Genomic DNA, 24,020 nt, shown 5'->3' with positions numbered 1-24,020 from the left:
AACTTCAAATTTACCACTTTCCTGTCCTACGAAGTACCAATCCCCTGCTTGCGTATAGGTGATGTTATGCCTTCGTTGTTCTTTTTCATCAGGTCTTTTGTCTGTAATTCTAATGATTTAACTATTGTCACGTCCGATTCAAAACCAAAAAGTCGGCTTATTCCTGTTTCTCTTGTTTGGATTAAGATTTTCATTTTATAGTCCTTACCGTAAGATGCTTTTTCTAATTTCTCAATTGCATCTTCTATTGTTTCATATTCTCCTTGAATCTTTACTGGAACTGGCATACCTTCAAAATGGTCTTTTAAAAATCCGTCAATTCCACTATTTCTTTGAACAGGAAAAGCATTTATGTTTTGTAAAATGGCTAGTTCTTTTTCAGTTTTCTCTTGATACTCGTTTGTTCCTTTGTTTAAAAGATTAGATTCTGAAATTACCATTTCTTCTAATCGTGAATTTGCAAGTTCAACCGCATCCTTTGAGATGTCAATTCCGATAAATTGTCTCTTTAATGATTTTGCAGAAACACAAGTTGTTCCACTACCACAAAATGGGTCAACAACTAAGTCGCCTTCGTCTGTAACGATATTTAAAATTTGATTGAGTAGTAAAACTGGTTTTTGAGTAGGGTATCCCGTTCTTTCTTTTGCTTTTGGATTTAAGTATGGAATTTCCCAAACGTCAGAAAGAGGAACACCTTTTTTCTCTTTTCCTAAAATCACATTTCCGTTTTCATCTTTTTTATAAACAGATTTTCCGTTTTCATTACGTTCTCTGTCTTGTAATATTTGGTCAAGATTTGTAGTTGCTGAATAATCAGTATAAAGTGTATTGAATTTAAAATCTTGTGTTTTGGAATAAAAGAAAATTACTTGATGTGAATTTAACAATCCTTTTTTCGCATTAGACCATCTTTTGTATGACCAAATAATTTCACTTTGAAAATTCTCACGTCCAAAAATCTTGTCCATCACAACTCTAATATTGTGCGATGCCGTTTTGTCGCAATGAAGAAATACACTTCCTGTGTTCTTCAATACTCTTTTTGATTCTAGCAAAACATTTTCAACTAGTTCCAAATACTCCTCAATAGAATTGTATTTGTCGTCAAATTCGTAAGTTTTAGAATTGTCTTTATTTGTAAGACTATGTTTGCGTTGAGTAAAAAAAGGTGGGTCAAAGTAAATCAAGTCAACTTTGTTGGCTTCAATTTCTTTGAGTTTTTCAACGCAATTTCCGTGATAGATTTTATTAGTTTCCATTTTCGGGTGTCCTTTCGTTAGCAATCTGTGTCAAAATAGCTTTTAGGTCAACTCCTGAATAAGCTTTTAAGTATTCCCAAGCTTCGTCACCACCATAGTATTCACCTTCAACACCTGCATAAAGTGTTTTCAAAGTTTCTTGGATTCTAATAGCTTGGTCTCGTTGAGGGTAATAAAACATTACCCTAATTGGTTTGTAACCGTGTTCTCTAATTACTTTAACTCTTGTGTGTTCTTTGGTAATATGGTCTCCGTCCGTAGTTGCATCTCTCCACTTTACTTCAATAGCGTCATTTCCATTTAGAAAATCAATTTCAAAAGTTTTTGGTCGTTGTCCAATTGTATTTTCAATTTTGGTCTTTATGCCTTCGGGAAATTTGAAATTCAAACACAAAGTTGCTGCTTCTTCAAGAAATGAACCTGCATACTTATAAAGAAATCGTCCTGTGTTTTGATATTGGTCAATAAGTTGTCCTTCTTGTAAGGAAATGCCCAAAACACGATAAATGAGATAATGAGAATTGTCATCAGCTTTCATTTCTTCTGTTCTGGCTTCAATTTTCCCTTTCAAGTTTGCAGAATAAACTTCAGCTAAATTCTTTATATTTTGTATTAATTCGTCCATTCGTTTTTTGATATATAATTTGTTTCGCAAGTTACGAAATTTTGTTCGGTTACGGTCTTCCTACAATGAGGCATAACGACCCGGCTAAGAAACGTAGGGGAGTTTGAAATACTGCCCTTTCAGTTTAGCACTTAGCCAAGCCAAATATTTTTATAATTATCTTTCTTTTTTCATTATCAAAATTTTGGTTTGGCGGACTTGATTAAAAACTCCAAACTTTCAATTTACCATCGAAACCCCTATGTTTTTTTAGCCATTGTTACCCACCGTTTTCATTGCTTTTCAGCGTTGGCAAAGGCATACTCTTTGACAAGTTTTGGTTCGTGCGGTTGGCTTTTGAGCGACTTGGCAATGTGTATGACTTTTAGGGTTAGCATTATTTCTTGTTCCAGTCGTATTTTGTTTCACCACAACCTCCACATCTTATTTTCTTTGCAACAGTGTCATAATTCTTTAGTGATACCATTGGTCTTTTACAGTCCGATTGTTCGCAAATGAATATTTTTTCCAATTCAAGGATGTCAGCCCAGAATGCTTTTAAATCCCCAATTTTAGGATTAAATGGATTGTCATGTGAAGAAATGTTTCCCAATATTGCCGAACTTTCTATGCGGTCAATGACTGGAAATTTTGCTTTTAATTCTGTACTACACTTTTTGATTTCTGATTTAATCCCCATAATCAATTCGTAAGGCATTCTATGCTCGTTCGAATCATTATACTGAAAACTTAATTTAGCTTCAATATTTAGGGCAATTTCCTTCAATGAGTGTTCAAGGTATCTGCGAATAGGATTCCCTAAATTCTCTATTTTACTGTCGGCTAGATTTGTTTCTATTCTTTCTCTTAAATCTCTTGGCTCTTCGTCAAGATATGTTCCTTTATCTTCTGTCCATTTAATCTCGTTAATTAGCCAGCCTTTCTTTTTTGCTAGTGGACTTACAAAATTTGTAAACCAATCGGCTTCATGAGTAAGTAAAATGATTTGATATTTTGAGAATTTTTCAAAAATCAATTCTGCAAAGCGTTTTCGGTGGTTAGAATCAAAACTTGAAATAACATCATCAAGTAGGATAAATTCGTTCTTATCGTTAAAGGCATTTACAGAAGCCAAAAAGAATGATAATCCAAAACAGTTCAAATGAGATTCACTAAAGTACTTTTGTGGCGGTGAAACCCAATTACCGTTGTACTTGTACTCAATTGTAATTCCGTTTAGTTCATCCTCATCACCAATAGTTACAATTTTAATCTCCTGAAAAGGCTCATCAGGATTCATGTATTGATAATATTCGTTGATTTTGCCTGAGAAATTGGTGATGAAATTTTCAAGTCCTTCTTTTTGAACTTTTACAAATTCATTATAGATTATTTCTAAGGACTTACGCTGTTTCTCCAGTTTTGCCTTTTGCTTTTCAAACAGTTTTATTTTTAGAAACGCGTCTTTAGAGGCAGAAATATTTGAATACAGAACTGCGGAATTGTCTTTCTTAAAAATTTCCTGTATTTGCTTAATTCTTGAAGCTATTGCCTTTTGAAACTCAAAATCTGAGGTTAAAAGTTTAAGTGTTTCCGCTTTTGGAATTTTATTACCTGAGGTTACTCGCTCAACACTTGCCTTTTGATATTCAGTGATTTTTTCTTTTAAATCCGTGAAGCCTTTCTTAATGAGTTTACTTTCCTCAATTTCAACAAGGGGATCTAAAAGAACGGTTTCCAACCTCTTAATTCGTTCAATGGTTATTGAATTAACTAATTGTTTTGCCTTATCAAATGATGCTTTTTTCTTAGAAGATTCTTCAATCTCTTTTAATCTAATGGCAATTTCTGCACGAAGTTCTTCAATGCTTTTGGGTTGCAAACAAAGAGGGCAGTTATCCGTCTTATGATACTTTTTAGCTAAAACGGTATCACCTGTTTTTAATAATTCACCTAAAAAAGTTTGCATGATGCTTTCAACATCATTTGCAATAAGTTCAAATTCATCAAAATATTTCGTGTATTCGGAATCAATAAATTCTACCTCTGATTTGAGTGTGTCCAATGCCGTGTTTGCTTTTTCTAAAAAAGCCAATTCCTTATTGAGTTTATTATTTGTTGCGTTTTTTAGGTGTGCTAGAACTTTATCAATATCCTCAAATTTCTTAACCTCAATGCCTGTTTTTAAGGGTTTGATTTTTTCGTTTATCTTTTCAAATAAATTTTCTTCTTGGCTAATAGCAGCACCTAATTTTTCAATAAGAGTTCCTTTTTGAATATTCGTTTGAGCTTCAAAATTTTGGTTCTTGATTTCGGTTTTTATCGAATTGTAGCTTTTTTTGAGAACCTCCTTCTTTTTAGTTACTTCCGAAAAACCAATAATGTCCGATAAGTACTTTAGTTTATCACTTTTTGTGTTGTCAATAAAATCGGTCAGATATTGATAACGCAACAGGAGGTTTTCTTCCTTTGAAAGCTCCAAATATTTTTTAAAATCATCAGAAGAATTAGAAAAATCCGTAGTTAGATTATCTCTTTTATAGAAAAGGGTTTTGGAACAATCAATATCAGTTTCTTTAACGAATGACACTTTAACTTCAGAAACATCATCTTTACCGAGTCCAGAGTTTCTTAAAGCATCTTTTAGGTCTATTTCACTATTACTGGATAAATGCGATACACGATTTGTGTAAAACCACTCAAGTGCATCTGAAATACTACTTTTTCCTGTTCCGTTATCACCATAGAGAACAATTGATTTGCCTTTTAATGGCAATTCCAAACTGTCTTTTGCCCCTCTAATACCTTTGATGGTAATACTATTTATTTTAGTCTTTATCGCCATCTCGTAGTTGTTGAAGTTCATTTTTAACATTGGTATCAGTCAACTTATCTTCTTGATAAAGTCTTTCCAACATTTTAGCAATGTCCGTATCAACATTTTCAATTTTCTCAATTCCATTGAAAAAATCGTCCAATATTTCTTTTCCAGATTTTACATTTTCTGCCATACTGTATTATTTAAAGTATTTCCAATCAATTTTAAAACTGGAAGTGAGTGTTTTATTTTGAATTTCAAAACCTGATTTATTATTACAAATAGGGTAAACTCCATATTGTTCCACAAAATCCAAAATGAAGTAGCTTTCCAAATCTTCGATACGGAATTGCCAAATATTTTTGAGCATTTCAAAATTGATATAGGTAAATAGTAAAGGTTCTACTTTTCTGTAATTGGTTAACCCCAGGTTTTTCGATTTACAATCAAAATGTCCCAATAAGCGTCTGCCAATGCTATTAGTTTTCTTCTCGCTCATACCTATATAAAGTAGTTTTGATTTATCAAAAGGGTATTGAATATCAATGGTCTGGCTAAAAATGAAGTACAGACCTGCAATGCCATTTAATGGCTGAATATTACTCGGCTCAAATGACAATGGGCGGTCAAAATATATGGTTACTTCATTACTCATTCCTAAAAAGCATTAAACTTATCGCCCATAGCGTGTTTCAGGTTCCATTTTTTGGTAGTGTCCAAAGCACGTTCCAGCACGATTAATTTTTGGTCGGTGTGGGTTTTGAAATGTTCTACTGTTTCATCTGCAATGGTTACATCCAAACAAATCAAAGTTTCTTTGTCTCCGTCAGTAGCCAATAGAATTTCATTCTTTTTGAATGCTTCTTGTTTGGTTAAGGTGTAATTGAGTTTGAAACCGTTTTTGATTAAAATTTCAGTAATGAGTTCATCTCTGTTAAATGCCGTAACCAATTGAGCTTCTTTGTCTCGAATGTATTTTTTGAGCAACTCTATATTTTCGTCTTCCGATTTTTCAGGATCGGGAGCGTATTCTACTCTTGGGAAATTTGATTTCTTCAATTTAAAGACTTTGAAACCTAGTCCTTTTAGTTGTTCATCCTCATTTTCCTTTTCTTGTGCTGAGCTTGCCGAAGCATTGCTGAATAAATCGGGTTGGGCTTCTTTCTTTTCCTTGATGATTTTTTCAATTACCCGCTTGTTACGCTCAATGGTGATGTCGCTTATCTTTTTGTAGCCTGCTTTGTAGGCTTCACTTTCTTTGTCAGTTTGTTCGGGTAATTGCACCAAAATGTATTTTCTATTTTCACCATCTTTTTGATTAATTTCTTCTACTGCCTGACCTGTGGTACCTGAGCCTGCGAAGAAGTCAAGAATGATGTCACTATCTTTTACACCTGAAATTTGTAGTATTCTATCTATAAGTTCAATAGGTTTTGGTGTGTCAAAAGGAACTTCATTATCAAATAATTCTTTTAAATCATTTGAAGCATCTCGGGTAGAACCTACTTCTTTGGCAAACCACAAACTTTCAGGTGCTCGACCCGTTTGGTTTGATAAATAAATTTTCCTGATAATCCTTTCTTCATCTTCACTAAAAATAATTTCTTTAGATTTTATTTTTTCTTGGACAGTTTCTTTACTCCATCTCCAACCTTTTGATGGTGGTTTAATTATTTTCCCTGATGGAGTTTTTATATCATATATTAAGTTTGGACGGTAGAGCGAATTTCTAACATCTCCTGACCTCCATTCTCCATTTGGGTCATTATCAGGATTCGAATAATTTTTATTATGCTCATCCGTTCTTTTTAATTCACTTAATTCAAAATTTTCTGATTTCCTATAAGCCAAAATATGATTATGATGAATAGAAAATTTGTCAGTATATCCTTTTGGCTGTACACTATGTTGCCAAACTACATTTACTAAAAAATTATCTTCTCCAAAAACCTCATCACACAATTTTCTAAGGTGATGTACTTCGTTGTCATCAATCGATATAAAAATTACGCCATCTTCTTTTAATAACTGTCTTGCAATAAGTAATCGGCTGTACATCATATTCAGCCAATTGCTATGAAAACGGCCATCAGTTTCAGTATTGGTGTCTATTTTAAATCCGTTTTCAGTTATTTCGGAATTTTCCCAATATTCCTTTTTATCTTGATTAAATTTATCAGAATATACAAAGTCATTTCCAGTGTTGTAAGGTGGGTCAATGTAAATACACTTTACCTGCTCACGGTAGCTGTTGCTAAGAAGTTTAAGTACCGCCAAGTTCTCACCTTCAATAATTAGGTTTTCGCTTTCAGTTGGGTTTACACTTCTTGTTTCATCATAGGCTAAAGTGGCATCCGTAGGGGTAAATGCTTCTCTTTTCGCATTGCTTTTACCAAACCATCTAAATTCGTAACGCTCTGTTTCATTCACACTTTTTGGGTCAACTACCTTTTTAAGTTCGTTGATGTTGAGCTTACCATCATTTGTAAAAAGGTCAGGCATTAATTGCTTTAGCTGCTCCAAACGTTCTTTGTTCCAATCATGTGATTGTACCTTCTCCATTGGGTTTTCTGTGGTTTCTTTTTCCTTACTCATTATGCTTCTTCAATTAATGCGTTAATATCTTTTTGGGCTTCCGTTTTAAAATACTGGTAGTCTTTTACAGGAGCTTTGTATTGCACTTCTACACCAAGCGTAGCAAAATGCTTTACAGCACATTTTATTTTGTAAACCTCACTTTCTTTGAGTGCTTTTTTGTTGTTGATGTCATTTGTTCCTTTGGTTTCAATCACAAAATAGAACTCACTTTCTTTTCCGTTTCTCAGGCTTTTCCGCTTCATCACAATCCCAAAATCGGGTTCATATTCGCCAATAGGTGTTTGAATTTTATAATAAGACGGAAGTTTCAAAAAGCAAACCACTTCATCATCTAAATCGGTAGCTAAGGCAAATTGATGTTCAACATGGCTATCCACAAGCATTTTATCCCAAATACCTCTTTTGGGTGTGTCGGTATATCCTGAATTATCCACTTGTTTAACAAAATCATTGAATTCAAAAGGAAAAGTTTCATCTGTTAAATGATAATCCAAACCTCTCAGCATTTCTTCCAACTCAATGTTTTTAATGAGCGAAGATGCCTGATGAATGTATTGCGGTGGATTTTTTGCCAAATGGTCGTGATTGGTTATTCCATCTACAATTTTGAATGTGGTGAGGTAACTCAATCCAGTGTTTTCACTTAATTCTTCTACCAAATCTAAAGCCGAGAAGTAGGCTTTCAGTTTGTAACTTTCTTTGCCTCCAAATTCATCTTCAATACCCTCTTCCGTTATAGTACCAATTGAGCGACTGCTAACTTCTGCTTCATAGTCTGCAATATCAATGTTGTTCAAAGCTTCTTTGCTTCTTTCAATCAGGGCTTCTTCGTCAAAACTTACAGTATAGTTTGTTTTTTTGGCTAAGGCATTCCAAAAACGCTTGAATGCTTTATTCAGTTCGTCATTCGGATTTCGTTTAAAATGAACTTCATTTTGTGGTTTTCCTTTATGGGTATGCGTCATTCCTGCACCAGCTTTAGAAGTTCCGTACACTTCTTTAATCTCTTCCTGATATTGGGTTACAAAGGTTTCGTAGGTTTCATTTGGAATAACAGTCAATTGATTAATCCGCTCATCATCTGCTACGTTTAGCTTGTCATAAACACGTTGTCCTTCACTGTTTACACAAATTCGTAAACCTCTACCAATTTCCTGTCTCTTTTTAATTTCAGAGTAAGAATTACTGAGCGTGGCAATATTGAAGATATTCGGATTGTCCCAACCAACGCCCAAAGCAGAATGCGAGAAGATAAATTCAATTCTGTTAGCAACGGAATCGCCATAAGTCAATAATTCTTTTTTGTCTCTCAGAATTGCATCAAACACTTCTGAGTTTTTCCTCATGGAGTTTTCATTGTCGGTAAATTCGCCTTTTCCTGTTTGAGCAAAATAAAATCCTTGGATTGCATCAATATGCTCTGCGGTGGGTTCTTTACCGTCATGAAATTCGGGGTATAGTGTTTTGTATTTTTCGATAAATAGATTTTTGATGATCGGATCATCACTGACGTAATTCGCCACCTTATCAATAAAAATGAGTGAAAGGCATTTTATGCCTTGCTCACTTAGTTTTTGTTTTTTAGTAAAATGGCGAAGAATAAGCCATTCCAATTGCAAAGCCCAAACACTTTGAATATTTCCAGAAGTTTGTTTTTCTAGAATTTCGGTTCCATTAGTAAAGGAAACAGACCATTTTCCAGTTCTTAAACTTTTGTTGATGCGTTCAATTTTGTATTTGAGATAACTCGGGTTGTTGGTAACCTCTCCAAGATTATCGCCATCTTTCAACCATTTTGTGTCCTTGAATTCTATTTTTCCACTTGCTAACTGATGCCATGCTTTAATTTTAGCTTGTATTGGATTTTTTCCGTTTTTGGTTTCAGAAAGTTCCAGTTTCAAAGTGGCTTCATCATTTTTTTCTGTAACTGTTAATACTTCAATCTTTTTTACCAGCCCTTCTTTATAGCTGTCATAAGGCGTTAAGCGATAAACTTTATTGACTGAAACTTTATGTGTAGCGGAATACCTCAGTTTAAAAAGTGGATTGAGTTTAGCAATTTGATTCACTGAATTTTCGGTATCCATTCCTTCCTGCGGTTCATCCATGATGATGACTGGATTTGTCCGTCCGATTGCTTCAATAAAAGGAATGTTTGCAAAAAGGTCTTCCCGTTTTGCTTGGTTCAGAATCTTGTCTTCCGAATTAAATGAAGCTAACGTCATCACCATTATTTGAGGATGTTGTTCCTCAATAAAGTTGGTTACTTTATTCAGCTTTTTGCTGTTGTATTCAAAGGATTTAGGGGAAAAACCATAAATTTCTTCCAACTGTTTTTCAAAAGTTGAAATGGTACTCAACACCCCTTGTCTAATAGCTACCGAAGGAACAAGAATGATGAACTTGGTAAATCCGTAATGTTTGAATAATTCATAAATGGTTTTGATGTAAACAAGTGTTTTACCTGTTCCAGTTTCCATTTCGATAGTCAATTCCTGTAATTCGTTGAGTTTGGCGGTTTCTTCATCAATGCCATTTCCGATTATTACAGATTTGATGTTTTCCGCTAATTGTTCTTTTGAAAGTGAGCAAACATTTGAGCGAATACCTTCAAAACAAGCATTGTCAAATGTGTTTTTGTTGTTTCCGTCAAAAACATTGACCACAGACTTAATGGCTGCTTGTTGGTATTCTAATTCTTCTAATTTTATTTCCATCAATCTCAGCTATTGTTTTTGTTATTGTATTTCATCTTTTGCTCGGCTGCTTTAAGTGCTTTGCTTCCCAATTCTTCATCTTTTATTTCGTAGAGAATTTTTTCGCTCAGGTATTGAACAATTAATGCTTCTTCGTCTAGTTCGAGAATTTCAGCAAGTTTTATTATCTGTTCTTTGCTTGCTTTTCTTTCGCCTCTTTCAATTTTGCTAAGTATTGCAGTGTCTATGTCAAGCATAGCGGCTACTTGCCTAAGCAACAATCCTTTTTTTTCTCTTTCTTCGCGAAGTATTTCTCCTGTTGTCTTGCTTTCTTTCATTTGTGAAATATCACTTGATTATTTTATCTTGGCAATAAGTGTCAAATATAATTAGTCTTTTTGGAAATTCCTTGAAATTGCTCTCCGAACTTATTAACAGTCTGGGAGCGGTGGGAAAATTTATACTCTTTTGGTTTTTTCGGGAGGGCTTGTGAGTTGGCAAAAACCAAATGTGTATAAATGTGCGGTGGGCTTTTTTCTAATGGTGGGTAACGGTTTGCGTATATGACTTGTGGCGGTTTTCGAAGTGCTTTCTTGTCGGCTTGCACCAAACTTACTTAAAAGCAAAAAACTTGAATTTACCACTTTCCCCGCCATAAGTTATATACGCTGTTAGCGGTTCGGTGTTTATCAAAAGTAATTTAGGTCTTTTATTTCCACCAAAAATCAAATACTTGGGTGGTATCTTTTAGGTAAACCACTTCGCCAATTTTTGGGGTTGCAATGTTTAGGTTTTCTGTTTTATTAAGCTGTGTTAGGGTTTCTAAAGGGTCGTCCCAATTGTGATTGGCCATTTTAAATTTAGAAGAGTGTGCAGGCAATATGCGCTTGGCTTTTAAATCTTTGGCAGCTTGTATAACGTCTTCCGGAAAATTGTGAACCGCTCGCCAAGCAGCATTGTACTGACCGTTATCTAAAATAGCAAAATCAATTGTTGCATATTTCTTCCCAATGGCTGCAAAATGACTATCGTAACCACTATCTCCACCTACATAAATAGTCATCGATGGTGATTTAATTAAAAAGGATGCCCAAAGGGTATTGTTGCGGGAAAATCCTCTGCCCGAAAAATGCCGAGCAGGCTCGCAATGAATGCTTAGGTCGGTGCCTTGTTGTGTGCTTTCGTACCAATTTAATTCGATGATTTTATCTTCGGGAACGCCCCACTTTTTAAGATGATTACCTACCCCTAAACCAACTATAAACTTTTCTGCCTTTTCTTTTAGATGGATTATAGTGGGGTAATCTAAATGGTCATAATGGTCGTGGGTAATGATAAGGTAATCGATTTTGGGAAAATCTTCTGCTTGATAAATATCCGTTCCCGCAAAGGCTTTGTTGGTACCGGGAACGGGAGATGCATTGCCGCTGAATACAGGATCTACCAAATAGGTTTTTTGGTCGAGTTGCATAAAATAACTGGAATGACCGAACCAAACAAGAACATTTTCCTCAATTGCTAAACTTTTCAAATCGGTTTTAATGGTAGGTAATGTTTTATCAGGAATAGGGTTAGAAGGTTTTTCAAATAGTTGCTCTTTTATCACTTGTGTCCAAGAATAATTAGGGGTAAGCATCGGTGTTGGACTGATATTTTGAAATTTACCATCCTTATAATTAGAGAGTTGTTCATATTTTTGCCTGTCATCTTTGGTTGGAGAAGCCCCAAATTTATCTTGTTGCATAAAAAGCCAAAGAGCAAGAATTAAAATGGAAACTATTACAATAAATACAATCATCACTTTTTTTAATTTTCGAAAAAACTTGTTCATCTTTTTTAGATAGAAAAATTTGATTCATTTAAATTCTTGAAAAAGCCAACACATCTAATCTTTTCCAGAAAGCTTATCACTATTTTCTTTTATTAATTTGCTAAAAACACAACGGGCAACTACTACGGGATTTTCTTGGTGGTCTTGAAAAAGTTGAATATCCACTTTAACGATGGTTTTCCCATCTTTAATCACTTGGGCTTTAGCTTCTATATCGCTGGAGGTTGCAGCGTGTAGATAGTCTATGCGCATATCAATGGTATTGAGTTTGTCTTTGGGAGATTGCAGCGTAGTAGCAGCTGCAGTGCCACCTGCTGTATCTGCAATAGCAGCTAAAAACCCTCCGTGCCAACGCTCTTGAATGAAATCTCCAATGAATTCGTTTTTAAAAGGAACGTGAAGATGTGCATAACCCGACTTCACTTCCAAAATTTTTATACCTAATAGTTGATTAGCAGGCATCAATTCTTCAATGCCTTTTTTTAATAACTCAATAAATTCTTTTTGCATATTTTATGGCTTTATTTGTCATTTAATTTGCCGGTTGCAAATAAATAAGACCGCAAGATAATTTTTTTAATGATTTCTTTTTCTTCTTCATTTCGAGGGGCATACACCATAATAAAATTATGAGTAAGATAGCCCATTTTGGCAACTGGGTGTAACTCACCCCAACCTCGGCTTATGACATATTCAGCATCTTTTAATGTTAGACCTAAGTGCATACTGCCATCGGGCACTGGATGAAAGTGAGCAAACTCATTTCCAATCATAAAGGCGTGACAATCATTGCACATTTTGTCGGAAGAGAGACACATAGCTTGGGCTCCGGGAACAGATATTTTGCTGAACTCTTTGTTGATTTCAGGAAGCGAGAATGCCCAATCCATTAGTGAATCAACGAGTTTACGGTCTTCGGGCTGTTGATTCAGCTGCATATGTGGGTTGCTTGGTGTAGTTTTGGGTTTAATCCCATTTCGTAAGGGAAGTTCAAAGGTGTTTTCGTTTATCATATTTTTAGGGATTGATTTTTCATATTTTGTTAATTGTATTTTTCCTTGATTGAAACTGACGCTAAATGAAGTGAAAATCAAAACGATTAATAGTAAGTACCAATAACAGGATACTGTCATTATTGTTTGATGATAAAACTCCTTTCCCCAAAAGCGGGAAGGGAAGACTCTGATTCAAAAAAGTAATGTATTTCATCTTTGGAATCCATCAACCCTAAACTATATAATACAGGCACAAAATGGTCGGGCGTAGGAGCTGCCAGTTTGCCTAATTTATGACTGTTTTGATAATTAATAATGTTAGAGATATTTCTTTTATCTATTTGTTCCTTAACCCAGTTATCATATTCCATCTCCCAACCATAGGGCGAACTATCATTGCTTTGCATTTTTTTCATAGCAAGTGGGAGATTGTGAATTAATGCACCGCTGCCAATGATGAGTACTCCTTTTTCACGAAGTGATTTTAATTGTTTTCCTAACTCGTAATGATATTCAGGTTTTGCATAATAGTCGATGCTTAATTGAAATACAGGCACGTCCGCTTCAGGAAACAAGTGCATAAGCATAGGCCAAGCTCCGTGGTCGAGACCCCAGTCGGTAGTTTCGCTAACCGATGGGATAATGCGTTTTACTTCTTTTGCAATTTCAGGGGAGCCTTTAGCTTTGTAAAATACATCATAATATTCTTTAGGAAACCCATAGTAATCGAAAATCTGTTGCTGTTCAGGCGATACGTTAACAAAAGTTCCTCTGGTACACCAGTGAGCCGAAACCACCAAAGCAGCTTTTACTTCATAATTTTTTTTCAATTCCTTTCCCAATTGAAATAAGGTATTCCAAAAGGTGCGTTCTTCTCTTGAAAGCGGAATATCCATAGGATTGCCATGCGAAGTAAATAAAACAGGCATCTTTTTTCCTTGAACAGGAAGTTCATCCGTATATTTTCTAAAGCTGCTTAAGGTATTCACAATTGTTAGTCCTAATGTTGCTAATATAAATTGTTTTCTATCCATTTTAAGTTGACTGTTCTAATACTGGATTTGATTAAGAAGGATTTCCACTGATTAGTCTTGTAAACATTTCAGGGGTTCTTAACCAAGCAGTTACCCAAATAAACAACAGAACGATGGATTGAAAAACGTAAGGCTCGTCATTGGCCATATGTACCAATATGGCACCTCCAAAATAAGCACTCAATAACAATACCCCTAAAACAGCAGTGCGAGGTATCAAAAACAACAATACACTTACCAATTCGCCCAAAGCTATGATGGTTATCATTGAGCCCAAGCCCCATTTACCGAAATTTTCAACCATTTCGGGGTTACCTATTAGCTTTTGGCTGGCACTCATTACTAATAAAGCGGTAAGCAATCCTGCCATTACCCAACCTGTAATTTTTCTTTTTTTGCTCATAATTTTTTGTTTTAAAATGTTTAAACTCTATTTTCATCTGCAGTCCAATTTTTTATGCTTTCTTTTATGGCTTTTGGACTAAGGTTTTCTTTGGCTGCTCGCTCTATCAATGCTGCTAATTCTTCATCTGATGCAAATCTAGTGGCAACCAGTTGTGCCATAGTTAATTTATCTTCTAATTCTTCTAATCTGTTGCCTGTCAAAATATAATAGCGTAATCGTAGTTCTGCTCTTATGGTTCTGTCTTGATTTTTTGTGGCATACAATCTAGCTATTAAAGAAGCGAGAAAAACACTTAAAGCTAAAATCAGAAAAAAGATTTTTTCAGTCAGACTGTGGTCAGAGAATAGCAATACAATACTCAATATCACCCCAACAAGTGTGAGCGGAGATAGAATAAAATGATGAAGTGGATTGTAACGGACGTGATTTTTAAAATTTTGCATATTCAATTATTTTTTGGTTATACTTTGTTTAAAATTATTTACAATGATGCTCTTTAGTTAAGGCAATTAGCTTTTGCAAGGTATGTTTCATCTGGTCCATTTCTTCTTGACTTATCCCTGAATGACTAATGGAGCAAGATAATTTTTCAGGTATGTAACTCGCCTTCTTTTTTAAATTTATTCCTTTTTCTGTAAGGCTTATCTCCACTACACGTTCGTCACTACTAGAGCGTTTCCTTGAAATAAAACCTTGACTTTCCAACCTTTTAAGCAAGGGAGTCAGGGTGTTGGACTCCAGCATTAGTTTACTGCCAATATCATTTACCGTCAGGTTTTGGTATTGCCAGAGCACCAACATCGTTAAATATTGAGGGTAAGTAAGCCCCAACTCGTTGAGCAGGGGCGTATAAAGTTTGGTTACCACTCTAGATGCTGCGTATATCGGAAAACAATACTGATTTTCAATTTCTAATTCAGCAGAATTTTTCATTTTTAAAGAATTTTTCGCAGGTAACTTTCCATTTTCTCCGGCTTGGTGGTAGGAGCAAATCGTTTGACCGGCTTTCCGTTTTTATCAATGACAAATTTGGTAAAATTCCATTTGATGTTGCTACCTAAAATGCCTCCAAGTTTGGATTTTAAATACTTAAAAACGGGGTGAGCATTGGGCCCATTGACTTCTACCTTGTCGAACATAGGAAAACTTACCCCGTAATTAATTTCGCAAAATTCACTAATCTCATTGGCTGTGCCTTGTTCCTGCTTTCCGAATTGGTTGCAAGGAAATCCCAAAATAACCAACCCCTTGTCTTTGTATATTTTATACAAATTTTCCAATCCCTCATATTGTGGGGTAAGTCCGCACTTGCTAGCAGTATTTACCACCACTATGGTTTTACCTTCAAACTCTTTCAAAGAAATGGTTTCTCCGTTGAGTTTTTTTGCCTCAAGTTCAAATAAGCTCGCTTCCATTTTAATTACTTTTTAGTTGGAAAATAAGTTTTGAAAAAGGCTTTCATATCCTTCCAAGAAGCTTTGTCGGCAGCTTCATTGTAGGAAATGGGAAGGTTGAATTTTTCCCCGGTAGCTGTAGATGCTTTATTGGTAAAAGCGTGTGTGGCATCAGCATAAGACTTAAACTGGTAGGTAATGTTGTTGTCTTTCATTTGTTGATGAAAATTATCCACATCAGCTTGCGGCACAAACGAATCACTTTCACCGTGGCAAACCAATACTTTGGTGTTTTTCATTGCAGGACTAGCTTGAAAGCCGCTTAGTCCACCGTGAAAACTAACCACAGTTTCTAATGGTACCCCTAAGCTGGCAGCAAAAAGCGAAACCGTTCCGCCAAAGCAATAACCTATGGCACTTACTTTTGAAGCGTCCACCTGTTGTAGTTGAACTACAGCATCATAAGCCGCCTGCATCCGACTTTTTATCAGGTTAGGATCCCCATAAAACCTTCCGGCATTGGCCTGGGCATCGGCAGGGTTTTCTACGACCAATCCATTACCGTACATATCCACCGCCATAGCTACATAGCCTAACTCTGCCAACATTTTAGCACGATTTTTCACATAGTCGTTCAGCCCCCACCATTCGGGCACTACTAAAATGGCAGGTTGTTTTCCCTTTTGCTTTGCAGGATAATAAACAACGCCATTGAGTGTAACCTCGCCATCTTTATAGGTAATTTCTTCAGTTTTAACCTTGCTTTTTACATTTTCTTTGCTGTTTTGGGCAGTCAGAGTTTCTACACTAAAAAGGAGTGTAAAAAGCAATAAAATGTATGTTTTAAAATTTATCGTATTCATTCTGTTTGGTTTTTAAATTTTATAAAAAGAAATCTCCATTGGCTCTATCCATAGCTGTAAACTGCAACATCCAATAAGGATAAATAGGGTTTAATGCTGTTAGCTCATCCAGGATTTTAACATCTTCTGCATCCATTTCCCAGGTAGTAGTTTTGATGTTGTCTTCCAACTGGTGAGGCTTGGTAGCTCCAATAAGTACGGAAGTTACTCCGGGTTTTCTCAAAAGATAATTTAGGGCTGCTTGTGCTATAGAAGCCTTGTGTTTGTTGGCAATTTTTTCCAACTCATCAACAATAGCATAGCCTTTTTCCGGATCGATTTGAATAAAATTCTGCTCTTCATTGGTTCTTCTTGCTCCTTCCGGCATTGGCTTGTCTTTTCTGTATTTACCGGTTAAAAATCCGCCTCCAAGTGGCGACCAAGGGGTAAAGGCTAGTTTTTGATCCAAGCAAAGCGGTATCAATTCATATTCTACATCTCTGGATATAAGTGAATAAATGGCTTGCAATGAGACGGGTTTTTCCCAATGATTTTTTTCAGCGGTGTTGATAAACTTCATTAGCTGCCAAGCCGGGAAGTTACTTACCCCATAATATCTAATTTTTCCTTGTGAAACGAGGTCATCAAGGGTTGAAATGGTTTCTTCAAAAGGAGTAATTGGATCGTAACTATGAAGTACATAATGGTCGATATAGTCGGTACCCAATCGTTTTAAACTGTTGTGACAACTCTCGATAATGTGTTTTCTGGAAAGGCCCACATCATTAATTTCTTTACTCATTCTACCGCGGACTTTGGTAGCAATGATGACATCCTTTCTTTTGTCTTTCACTGCTTTTCCTAAAATATCTTCCGATTGGCCGTGAGAATAAACATCAGCAGAATCGAAGTAATTAATGCCAGAGTCTATGGCGATGTCCACTAATCGCTTGCTATCTTCATAGCCTAGAGAACCTACCACACTCCAGTAGCCACTGCTACCAAAACTCATCGTTCCCATACAAAGTTCTGAAACTAAAATTCCTGAATTTCCTAATTGATTGTACTTCATAGTGATTTAATTTAAAGTGAATGATAAATATTTAAGTGTAAAAGTATATCTTTGAAGATTAAATCGCAAGCGATATATTTTGTTTTAACAAATTTTAGGATTTTGAAATTTTTTACACTGACCGCTAACATTGTTATATCAACATTGCTGATATATATTATTATCGCACTAATCTAATGGATTTTTTATGTTTTTAATAAAATTATTTGCAACATGAGTATAAATCTCTGTTGTACTCAAGTTGTTATGTCCTAAAAGTGACTGTATGCTTCTTAAATCTGTGCCTTGCTCAAGCAAATGAGTTGCAAAACTATGCCTTAAAGTATGCGTTCTTACCTTCTTCTTTATTCCTGCTTTTGCAACTGCTCTTGTTAAAATAGCTCTTATAGAACTGCTGGAATAGTACTCGCCATTCATTCCTTCAAATAAGTGAGTTTTTGGCTTATATTCTGAATAGTAAGTCCTCAATTCACTCAATAATTTTTTGCTCAGTAAAGTATAGCGGTCTTTTCCTCCTTTTGAATTTTCGATTCTTATCATCATTCTCCCGCTATCAATGTCACTTATTTTTAAATGGATCAATTCGCTGACTCTTAATCCGGCAGAATACACTGTTGTGATCATGCATCTATGCTTTTTATTTTTGATACAAGAAATTATCCGATTTACCTCATCTTTCGATAGTACTTCTGGGAGTTTTTCCTTCTTAATCGGCCGTTCTATTTCATAAAACCTGTTGGGCATACTCAGTACAATCTCATAGTAAAACTTAATACTGTTAATGGTTTGGTTAATGCTCGAATCACTATGCCCAAGCCGTATTAGATGCGAAAGATATTCACGGATTTCAATTTCTCCCAATTCGTCTAAAGCTGTATTTTGATAAAAATTTATAAATCCTTCAAATTGGTTTATATAGCTTCTTGCTGTGTTTTGAGCATATTTTTTTAATTCCAGTTTTAGTAAAAAACTTTCTGGGCACTTCCTTTTTCCTGAATGATTCTCACTTTCACGGTACTTTTTTATACTGAATAGCAACTCTTTCTTTATAGGGTCTTTCAATGTCGCCTTCTTATAAAAATACTTTCCATCTATCCATGCTACTCCTTTAAATTGCTGATATACTTTTTTCAGGTTGTCTCCTTCATTTGGTATATAAGCCATTCCGTATTGATTACTCCATTTGATGCCCGATAATTCTTTAACCAAAGCTTGAATAACCTTGTCCGGATAAAATTTTAAACCAATCATTCGCTGACCATTTATTTCTAAATGTCTGAGGCTTATTATCTTGTTGAGTTTTTCCATGATCTTTTTTAGTACAAACACCGGAAAAATTTTCGGTATTTAAAAATTTAAATGTAGATTTAAACGTTAAATAAACGTAAAAATCTACCGTTATGAACACATGTCCAAATTGTGGCAATGAAGTAATAGGCAGGGAAGGCAAGAAGTTTTGTAGTGCTTATTGTAAATCTAATTATCATTACGAGCGGAATAAAGAAAAGGAAAATACTCTTTTTAAGAGAATAGATAAACAGCTAAAAACCAACAGAAAACTTTTAAAATCCTTCAATAAAGCAGGTAAGTCCACAATTCGGAAGGAAAAATTACTGAAGGAAGGTTTCGATCCAAAATATTTTACTCACTACTGGAAGAATTCAAAGGGAGAAGTTTATTTATTCTGTTACGAGTTTGGTTTCTTATCCAAAAGAGATGAGAAAGGCATAGAAAAATTCATTTTAGTGCAGCATCAAGCATATATGAATTAGCACCTAAGCTTAACCGAAAACAAACACTTACAAAAGGCTAGGCATCGGTATAATAATCTTAGGATTGAACATACTTTCTTCCTTAATAAAATCCTAACTATTCATCGAAAAATAATGAAGAATACCTATAAGTAGGTAGTAGTTCAATTGGGCTCCCAAAGTTCAATTTTATTCCCTTCTTCGTCCATAATATGAATAAACTTTCCGTAGTCAGAACTTTCAATATTATCGAGTATTGTTACTTCGTTTTGTTTCAACTTTTCAACAAGCCCTTCAATATTTTGCACCCTGTAGTTAATCATGAATTCTTTTTTAGAGGGGGAAAAGTATTCACTGCCTTTACTGAAAGGGCTCCACTGAAGAGAGTTAATTTCATCCGGCTGGTTTACATTTCTGAATTCAAAACTTGCTCCCCACTGGTTCACCTCAAAACCTAAATTTTTGGAGTACCACTCTCTCATTTTTTCCGGATTGTCGGAGGAGAAGAAAATTCCACCTACTCCGTTTACTTTGGGTATATTATCATTAGTAGCTTTAGCATTCTCTTTTTCTACGGATTCTTTTTTCATGTCATTTCTGGTTCGTTTTAATGATTTTATTTACTGTGATGATTGTTTCTACTACTAATTTACTCTTATCAATTTAAGTACATTAGTTGTTTTATCCAAGTAAATGCAAAAGTAGGGTAGGAGTGATAAAAGCCTGGCCAAATTTGTAGTTGAAGAATTTTATTGAATGCTATGAAGTGAGTTGTTGATATTTTGAGGAAATTATCTGAATTCTTTTGGCCCAAATTCTCCATAAAACTATTGCCTGAATTATAGTAATTAGGCCAAAAACAATTATGCTTACGTAATGCCTCTGCTCTAAAACTTCAATTCCCGATAGGAAATACCCCAATAACATGCATAGGGAAAATACTCTGGCTGATACAGAGAGATAAGCATATTTTTTCAACTTTAGTAAATATAACTTCAAGGATTGAGCAATGTTAGTTCCTTTCACAGGGTGACCAATAACCTGATAACCCAAAAAATTATGCACCAGCATTAGGCCAACAGAAATAATTAAGGCAATATTCCAAAAAACAGGTTTTTGATCTCCATCAAACAAATTGTAATAAAGGGCCAGAAATAAAATCCAGGCTGTACTTTCTACCAATAGCTGAATTCTTATCCTTTTCAGTGTAGGATGCTGGTTCATGCTGAGCATAGCAATTAGCATTTCTTTGCTCATTGCACTTGCTTCAACTGAATTGAATTGTGATTTCAAATTTTCAAGTTCCATGATTTATACGTTTACTAGTTTTCTTATTTTTTCTTTCATTCTTGTGAGGCGTGCGCCAACATTACTTTCACTAATTCCTAAAATTTCCCCAATTTCAGCATAGCTCAATTCTTCAAAATAGAGCGATAGTAAGGCTCTGTCTGCTTCATTAAGTTGTCGGATAACAGAGAAAAGTATTTCATTATTTTCCTGTTCATTGTCAGGAGAAACTGTGTCCGGTAGTTCTAAATGTTCATCCAGTCGGGAGTGTTCCAACGAGGGTTTTCTGAATGCCGCCATTGCTGTATTAAGCCCTATTCGGTACATCCATGTAGAGAATTTTGACCTGGCTTCAAAGCGATCAAAAGACTTCCATAACTGATAGGTGATTTCCTGAAACAGGTCCTCTCTATCTTCTTTTGTATCACGGTACATTCTACAGATTTTGTGTATAATCGCCTGATGTAGGAATACTTGTTCCAAAAAGTATGTTTTGTCCTTCATTGCTTTTCAAAATAATCAACTCTTCCTCTTCCTTGTGCCTCCAGTCCTTTTATTTTAGCTGCCTCGTTCATTTGAAACATAAGCAATATGTCGATTTTACTTGAATAAAAAGAGAGTTCGTTCTTTGCCATTAAAGCAAAAGGAGGGTGGCCACCCAGCTTTGCATATAAGTTTCCTTGATGTGTAAAAACTTTTAGAAGCATTCCATTCTCAGCTAAATAGTTGCCTGCTAGTTTCTGAAGCTGTTCGTCAGCTAAAGCGACCGACTTTTCATACTTTTCAGGCATTTTAAAGGGTAAGCCAAACACTATTTTCTCAATATCTCTCCTTAATTGATCCACTGGCAGGAACGACATGTTGGAGAGAATAACAATACTGAACTTATTGGTCGGGTAAATGGATGCAGCGCTTGAAAATCCATAAGTGCCTCCACTTATGTGATAGTTTGTAGGTATATCGTTCTTTTCCTCTGTTAAATACCATCCTTGTCCATAGAGTGCTCCCTCTTTTTCAGTACTATTAAAAGTGGTAAGTGGTGAAAATGTCTGCGTTAGTATTGTCTGTCCCCAATAATCATCTGAAAGAAAACTTCTGCACCAGGTAGTAATGTCTTGTGCAGAAGCATACATGTTGCCTGCCCCTTTTAGTGTATTCATATTTCGTGGAGGTGCAACAATCACGCTGTCATCAGCTACTAAGTGATAGCCAGATGCCATGTCAGGAATAATGGAAAGTCCATTACAGGTACCGGATTCATTGAGGTTTAGTTTCTGTAGGATTTTCTCTTTCAGCAAATTGTCAAAGCTTTCAGAATAGATTTTTTCCAGGATTGTGGCCAGCAAATAGTAAGTGGGACTGGAGTAACTAAACTGGCTTCCCGGCTGAAACAAGAGCTCCATTTTAAATATTTCCCCCAGAATTTGCTCCAGACTTAAAGGTAAGAATGATTTTTCAGTCCAGTATTGGTCAAAGCCTGCCCAATGAGGAATGCCAGATGTATGAGACATGAGTTGCTTTATCGTAATTTCTTTCCATTTTTCTTGAGTTAAATCAGGAAAATATTGAAAGAGTGCGTCCTCCATTTTCAACTTTCCTTCCTGAATAGCCAGCGCTACCAGCAATGCAGTAAAGGACTTAGTCATGGAAGCAATTTTAAATTTTGAGTGGGATTGAACAGGCACATCAAGCTCTCTGGAAGCTAGTCCTACTTTCTTTTCCACCATAATGCCCTCTCCGGTGCTAACTACAACAATTCCATTAAATCCCATTTTTTCATGTTGGATCTCCAGGTACTCTGACAAACTATTTTCAAAGTCTACGGGAGTTTGAGCGCTCAAAAGGGTTGAGGTAAATAAAAGGTAAACCCCAAACCAGCAACTGGTTAATGCTTTTGATTTCATCATTTCTTCAAATTTTAGGTATATGTTGAGGAAATAATGAAATCCTTACAGGTTAAGAGATTTTTTTGAATTTCAGGTTTGACACACTAACTATTAGAGGCGGAAATTAAGTGGCAGCAAATATTTAATATTTGCTGCTCTTGCTACTTCTGGGCAGGTTTATAATATGTTTTAATATATTGATAATTAATCTATTACAAACTTAAAGCCTGAAGTGAAAATACTGGAGCGGAAGCTACTGTTGCGCTCGTACTTGTAAAATTTTAAGTCTACACTTTTCAGCCCCAATTTCCATAGGTGTAAGGAAGTAAAAATATCCGTATAGGATACCCCAAAACCATACTGATTGGCATTGAATTTTGAAAGATCATAATCAGAAGTATAATATTCATCGGTCGACAAATTCTCGTTAGCTGGCGCAAAGTATTCTGCGGCACTTTGATTGTAAAAGCGGTAAGAAGGGTATAATGTGAACTTATCGGTGATCTTATAGGGCACTTCTATGCTTGCTGTGTGGGAGGTAATGCTCCAGTCGTCAAAATAGTACCTGTAGAGCGTGCGAACAGTAAATCGCTCATTGATATACCAGTTTAACCTGCCTCCCATAGCAACCTTGAACCTACTGTCGGGTAAGCGTTCTATGTCATCGGCCAACTGAAATTTCTCTATAAAGGAGTCTTCCACATCAGCAAAATAAACCCTTTGGAATGGAGTGGAAAGAAGTCCCTGTTGTTGAACAAAATCTAAAGCCAGTGAACCCTGAACATTTCTGTGCAAGATTTGTGAAAAGCCAAAACCCAATGAGTAGGAATTTCTTCCTTTATTGTCAAATTCTGTAAACTGAGGGTTGTAATTGGTGTTTCCGGTAATTCTGTACTTTTTAAACAGTGGGTCGTTCAATCCACTATTGCCTTCTTTAAAAGGTCTTAATTCATAGGGATAGATGGTAGTCCAGGTATCTAAATACACATTGGCATTAATACTTAGCTCAGTATTTTTCTCATTAAATAGCCTGGAGTAGCTTCCTCCAAAACCCATGGAAAAGTAATCGTACTCAGCAGATAATGAAGCTTTAGCCGAAATAATATTGTTTCTATCATCGGAACTATGGCTGTATGAAGCTGTAATATTAGTCCATACATCACTGCTGGAGGCTCCTGAACTTGCTGTATAAAAGTTTGCCTCACCTTTATCGAATGGGTTAATGTTACTGGAAGAAGCCGAAGTATAGGCAGACACGCCAGCGTCAATGGTTAAAATATCATCATCATTCAGCGGTACAGAAACTACAAATGTTGAAGTCACATCCTGTAGCTCTTCCGTTCCTATACCACCGCTTACAGCTGCATTGTTTCCATCCTGCTGATAATAACTTGCCAGAAAATCTATTTCTGTGGTTTCCAGTACTCGTTTTTTATATACCTGAGTGGTATCATTGGTTTTCCCTTGTGTAAATCCAAAAAAGGAAATAAAGAGAAGAAGTGCCGATAAACTGATTTTAAATGTTTTCATGCTGTTTTGCGTTT

General features: G+C 35.6%; 25 protein-coding genes. 1 reads left to right on the top strand and 24 read right to left on the bottom strand.

The features are described from left to right. Positions 1-26: 26 nt before the first annotated feature. The 19 genes from IEV85_RS02360 to IEV85_RS02270 form a co-directional block, all read right to left on the bottom strand. The gene (locus IEV85_RS02360) at positions 27-1,262 is read right to left on the bottom strand and encodes a DNA-methyltransferase (protein ID WP_188460179.1); all 1,236 of its coding nucleotides are present in this window, start codon (positions 1,260-1,262) and stop codon (positions 27-29) included. Continuing rightward, positions 1,252-1,887, bottom strand: coding sequence for an ApaLI family restriction endonuclease (locus IEV85_RS02355; RefSeq protein ID WP_188460178.1), 636 nt, complete (start codon positions 1,885-1,887; stop codon positions 1,252-1,254). Before IEV85_RS02355 ends, IEV85_RS02360 begins: the two co-directional genes overlap by 11 nt. 376 nt (positions 1,888-2,263) lie before the next feature. Then, entirely contained in the window at positions 2,264-4,711 is a 2,448-nt protein-coding gene (locus IEV85_RS02350) for an AAA family ATPase (RefSeq protein WP_161594430.1), read from the bottom strand. Beyond that, the gene (locus IEV85_RS02345; RefSeq protein ID WP_116183694.1) at positions 4,695-4,877 is read right to left on the bottom strand and encodes a hypothetical protein; all 183 of its coding nucleotides are present in this window, start codon (positions 4,875-4,877) and stop codon (positions 4,695-4,697) included. Before IEV85_RS02345 ends, IEV85_RS02350 begins: the two co-directional genes overlap by 17 nt. 6 nt (positions 4,878-4,883) lie before the next feature. Further along, positions 4,884-5,339: a hypothetical protein gene (locus IEV85_RS02340; RefSeq protein ID WP_116183693.1), complete on the bottom strand. Its 456-nt coding sequence runs from the start codon at positions 5,337-5,339 to the stop codon at positions 4,884-4,886. A 2-nt stretch (positions 5,340-5,341) separates the two neighbouring features. Continuing rightward, positions 5,342-7,279, bottom strand: coding sequence for a site-specific DNA-methyltransferase (locus IEV85_RS02335; protein ID WP_188460177.1), 1,938 nt, complete (start codon positions 7,277-7,279; stop codon positions 5,342-5,344). Then, the gene (locus IEV85_RS02330) at positions 7,279-9,999 is read right to left on the bottom strand and encodes a restriction endonuclease (RefSeq protein ID WP_188460176.1); all 2,721 of its coding nucleotides are present in this window, start codon (positions 9,997-9,999) and stop codon (positions 7,279-7,281) included. The genes IEV85_RS02335 and IEV85_RS02330 overlap by 1 nt, the downstream gene beginning before the upstream one ends. Before the next feature lie 5 nt (positions 10,000-10,004). Next, on the bottom strand, positions 10,005-10,316 hold the full coding sequence (locus IEV85_RS02325; RefSeq protein ID WP_188460175.1) for a helix-turn-helix domain-containing protein: 312 nt from the start codon (positions 10,314-10,316) through the stop codon (positions 10,005-10,007). Between the two features lie 371 nt (positions 10,317-10,687). Continuing rightward, positions 10,688-11,722: an MBL fold metallo-hydrolase gene (locus IEV85_RS02320; protein WP_229712474.1), complete on the bottom strand. Its 1,035-nt coding sequence runs from the start codon at positions 11,720-11,722 to the stop codon at positions 10,688-10,690. Between the two features lie 141 nt (positions 11,723-11,863). After that, positions 11,864-12,319 (bottom strand): PaaI family thioesterase, encoded by a 456-nt coding sequence (locus IEV85_RS02315; protein ID WP_127137571.1) that lies wholly within the window; start codon positions 12,317-12,319, stop codon positions 11,864-11,866. Positions 12,320-12,330: 11 nt separating this feature from the next. Beyond that, positions 12,331-12,942, bottom strand: coding sequence for a luciferase domain-containing protein (locus IEV85_RS02310; protein WP_205780347.1), 612 nt, complete (start codon positions 12,940-12,942; stop codon positions 12,331-12,333). Then, entirely contained in the window at positions 12,942-13,838 is an 897-nt protein-coding gene (locus IEV85_RS02305; protein ID WP_127137570.1) for a dioxygenase family protein, read from the bottom strand. The genes IEV85_RS02310 and IEV85_RS02305 overlap by 1 nt, the downstream gene beginning before the upstream one ends. 31 nt (positions 13,839-13,869) lie before the next feature. Further along, a complete protein-coding gene (locus IEV85_RS02300) occupies positions 13,870-14,241 on the bottom strand; it encodes a DoxX family protein (RefSeq protein ID WP_127137569.1) in 372 nt (123 codons plus the stop codon). 20 nt (positions 14,242-14,261) lie between these two features. Next, entirely contained in the window at positions 14,262-14,687 is a 426-nt protein-coding gene (locus IEV85_RS02295; protein ID WP_127137568.1) for a DUF6526 family protein, read from the bottom strand. A gap of 34 nt (positions 14,688-14,721) precedes the next feature. Beyond that, positions 14,722-15,177, bottom strand: a complete 456-nt coding sequence (locus IEV85_RS02290; protein ID WP_127137567.1) for a MarR family winged helix-turn-helix transcriptional regulator — start codon at positions 15,175-15,177, stop codon at positions 14,722-14,724. Positions 15,178-15,179: 2 nt separating this feature from the next. Further along, positions 15,180-15,659, bottom strand: a complete 480-nt coding sequence (locus IEV85_RS02285; protein ID WP_127137566.1) for a glutathione peroxidase — start codon at positions 15,657-15,659, stop codon at positions 15,180-15,182. Between the two features lie 5 nt (positions 15,660-15,664). After that, complete coding sequence (locus tag IEV85_RS02280) at positions 15,665-16,501, bottom strand: dienelactone hydrolase family protein (protein WP_127137565.1); 837 nt, start codon at positions 16,499-16,501, stop codon at positions 15,665-15,667. A gap of 19 nt (positions 16,502-16,520) precedes the next feature. Further along, positions 16,521-17,552, bottom strand: coding sequence for an aldo/keto reductase (locus IEV85_RS02275; RefSeq protein WP_127137564.1), 1,032 nt, complete (start codon positions 17,550-17,552; stop codon positions 16,521-16,523). A gap of 168 nt (positions 17,553-17,720) precedes the next feature. Further along, the gene (locus tag IEV85_RS02270; RefSeq protein WP_229712473.1) at positions 17,721-18,860 is read right to left on the bottom strand and encodes a tyrosine-type recombinase/integrase; all 1,140 of its coding nucleotides are present in this window, start codon (positions 18,858-18,860) and stop codon (positions 17,721-17,723) included. A gap of 92 nt (positions 18,861-18,952) precedes the next feature. Here IEV85_RS02270 and IEV85_RS02265 point away from each other — a divergent pair, with 92 nt between their 5' ends. Continuing rightward, positions 18,953-19,324, top strand: a complete 372-nt coding sequence (locus IEV85_RS02265; RefSeq protein WP_188460174.1) for a hypothetical protein — start codon at positions 18,953-18,955, stop codon at positions 19,322-19,324. 143 nt (positions 19,325-19,467) lie between these two features. Here IEV85_RS02265 and IEV85_RS02260 read toward each other — a convergent pair whose 3' ends face one another. The 5 genes from IEV85_RS02260 to IEV85_RS02240 all read right to left on the bottom strand — a co-directional run bounded on the left by IEV85_RS02260 (position 19,468) and on the right by IEV85_RS02240 (position 24,006). Further along, positions 19,468-19,893: a VOC family protein gene (locus IEV85_RS02260; protein ID WP_188460173.1), complete on the bottom strand. Its 426-nt coding sequence runs from the start codon at positions 19,891-19,893 to the stop codon at positions 19,468-19,470. Between the two features lie 169 nt (positions 19,894-20,062). Next, on the bottom strand, positions 20,063-20,611 hold the full coding sequence (locus IEV85_RS02255; RefSeq protein ID WP_188460172.1) for a hypothetical protein: 549 nt from the start codon (positions 20,609-20,611) through the stop codon (positions 20,063-20,065). A 3-nt stretch (positions 20,612-20,614) separates the two neighbouring features. Beyond that, positions 20,615-21,094, bottom strand: coding sequence for a sigma-70 family RNA polymerase sigma factor (locus tag IEV85_RS02250; protein ID WP_188460171.1), 480 nt, complete (start codon positions 21,092-21,094; stop codon positions 20,615-20,617). Further along, positions 21,091-22,497: a serine hydrolase domain-containing protein gene (locus tag IEV85_RS02245; protein WP_188460170.1), complete on the bottom strand. Its 1,407-nt coding sequence runs from the start codon at positions 22,495-22,497 to the stop codon at positions 21,091-21,093. Before IEV85_RS02245 ends, IEV85_RS02250 begins: the two co-directional genes overlap by 4 nt. A gap of 183 nt (positions 22,498-22,680) precedes the next feature. After that, positions 22,681-24,006, bottom strand: coding sequence for a DUF3570 domain-containing protein (locus tag IEV85_RS02240; RefSeq protein ID WP_188460169.1), 1,326 nt, complete (start codon positions 24,004-24,006; stop codon positions 22,681-22,683). Positions 24,007-24,020: the final 14 nt, after the last annotated feature.

Origin of the sequence: Marivirga lumbricoides (assembly GCF_014636295.1) — a bacterium.
GTDB lineage: Bacteria > Bacteroidota > Bacteroidia > Cytophagales > Cyclobacteriaceae > Marivirga > Marivirga lumbricoides.
Note: the sequence above shows the minus strand (reverse complement) of the source record. Positions and strands in the feature narration are given on the sequence as shown.

Bases quoted from the DNA above. Each gene is read 5' to 3' on its own strand.
- IEV85_RS02360 (WP_188460179.1), bottom strand. From the start codon at position 1,262: ATGGAAACTAATAAAATCTATCACGGAAATTGCGTTGAAAAACTCAAA.
- IEV85_RS02355 (WP_188460178.1), bottom strand. From the start codon at position 1,887: ATGGACGAATTAATACAAAATATAAAGAATTTAGCTGAAGTTTATTCT.
- IEV85_RS02350 (WP_161594430.1), bottom strand. From the start codon at position 4,711: ATGGCGATAAAGACTAAAATAAATAGTATTACCATCAAAGGTATTAGA.
- IEV85_RS02345 (WP_116183694.1), bottom strand. From the start codon at position 4,877: ATGGCAGAAAATGTAAAATCTGGAAAAGAAATATTGGACGATTTTTTC.
- IEV85_RS02340 (WP_116183693.1), bottom strand. From the start codon at position 5,339: ATGAGTAATGAAGTAACCATATATTTTGACCGCCCATTGTCATTTGAG.
- IEV85_RS02335 (WP_188460177.1), bottom strand. From the start codon at position 7,279: ATGAGTAAGGAAAAAGAAACCACAGAAAACCCAATGGAGAAGGTACAA.
- IEV85_RS02330 (WP_188460176.1), bottom strand. From the start codon at position 9,999: ATGGAAATAAAATTAGAAGAATTAGAATACCAACAAGCAGCCATTAAG.
- IEV85_RS02325 (WP_188460175.1), bottom strand. From the start codon at position 10,316: ATGAAAGAAAGCAAGACAACAGGAGAAATACTTCGCGAAGAAAGAGAA.
- IEV85_RS02320 (WP_229712474.1), bottom strand. From the start codon at position 11,722: ATGCAACAAGATAAATTTGGGGCTTCTCCAACCAAAGATGACAGGCAA.
- IEV85_RS02315 (WP_127137571.1), bottom strand. From the start codon at position 12,319: ATGCAAAAAGAATTTATTGAGTTATTAAAAAAAGGCATTGAAGAATTG.
- IEV85_RS02310 (WP_205780347.1), bottom strand. From the start codon at position 12,942: ATGACAGTATCCTGTTATTGGTACTTACTATTAATCGTTTTGATTTTC.
- IEV85_RS02305 (WP_127137570.1), bottom strand. From the start codon at position 13,838: ATGGATAGAAAACAATTTATATTAGCAACATTAGGACTAACAATTGTG.
- IEV85_RS02300 (WP_127137569.1), bottom strand. From the start codon at position 14,241: ATGAGCAAAAAAAGAAAAATTACAGGTTGGGTAATGGCAGGATTGCTT.
- IEV85_RS02295 (WP_127137568.1), bottom strand. From the start codon at position 14,687: ATGCAAAATTTTAAAAATCACGTCCGTTACAATCCACTTCATCATTTT.
- IEV85_RS02290 (WP_127137567.1), bottom strand. From the start codon at position 15,177: ATGAAAAATTCTGCTGAATTAGAAATTGAAAATCAGTATTGTTTTCCG.
- IEV85_RS02285 (WP_127137566.1), bottom strand. From the start codon at position 15,659: ATGGAAGCGAGCTTATTTGAACTTGAGGCAAAAAAACTCAACGGAGAA.
- IEV85_RS02280 (WP_127137565.1), bottom strand. From the start codon at position 16,501: ATGAATACGATAAATTTTAAAACATACATTTTATTGCTTTTTACACTC.
- IEV85_RS02275 (WP_127137564.1), bottom strand. From the start codon at position 17,552: ATGAAGTACAATCAATTAGGAAATTCAGGAATTTTAGTTTCAGAACTT.
- IEV85_RS02270 (WP_229712473.1), bottom strand. From the start codon at position 18,860: ATGGAAAAACTCAACAAGATAATAAGCCTCAGACATTTAGAAATAAAT.
- IEV85_RS02265 (WP_188460174.1), top strand. From the start codon at position 18,953: ATGAACACATGTCCAAATTGTGGCAATGAAGTAATAGGCAGGGAAGGC.
- IEV85_RS02260 (WP_188460173.1), bottom strand. From the start codon at position 19,893: ATGAAAAAAGAATCCGTAGAAAAAGAGAATGCTAAAGCTACTAATGAT.
- IEV85_RS02255 (WP_188460172.1), bottom strand. From the start codon at position 20,611: ATGGAACTTGAAAATTTGAAATCACAATTCAATTCAGTTGAAGCAAGT.
- IEV85_RS02250 (WP_188460171.1), bottom strand. From the start codon at position 21,094: ATGAAGGACAAAACATACTTTTTGGAACAAGTATTCCTACATCAGGCG.
- IEV85_RS02245 (WP_188460170.1), bottom strand. From the start codon at position 22,497: ATGATGAAATCAAAAGCATTAACCAGTTGCTGGTTTGGGGTTTACCTT.
- IEV85_RS02240 (WP_188460169.1), bottom strand. From the start codon at position 24,006: ATGAAAACATTTAAAATCAGTTTATCGGCACTTCTTCTCTTTATTTCC.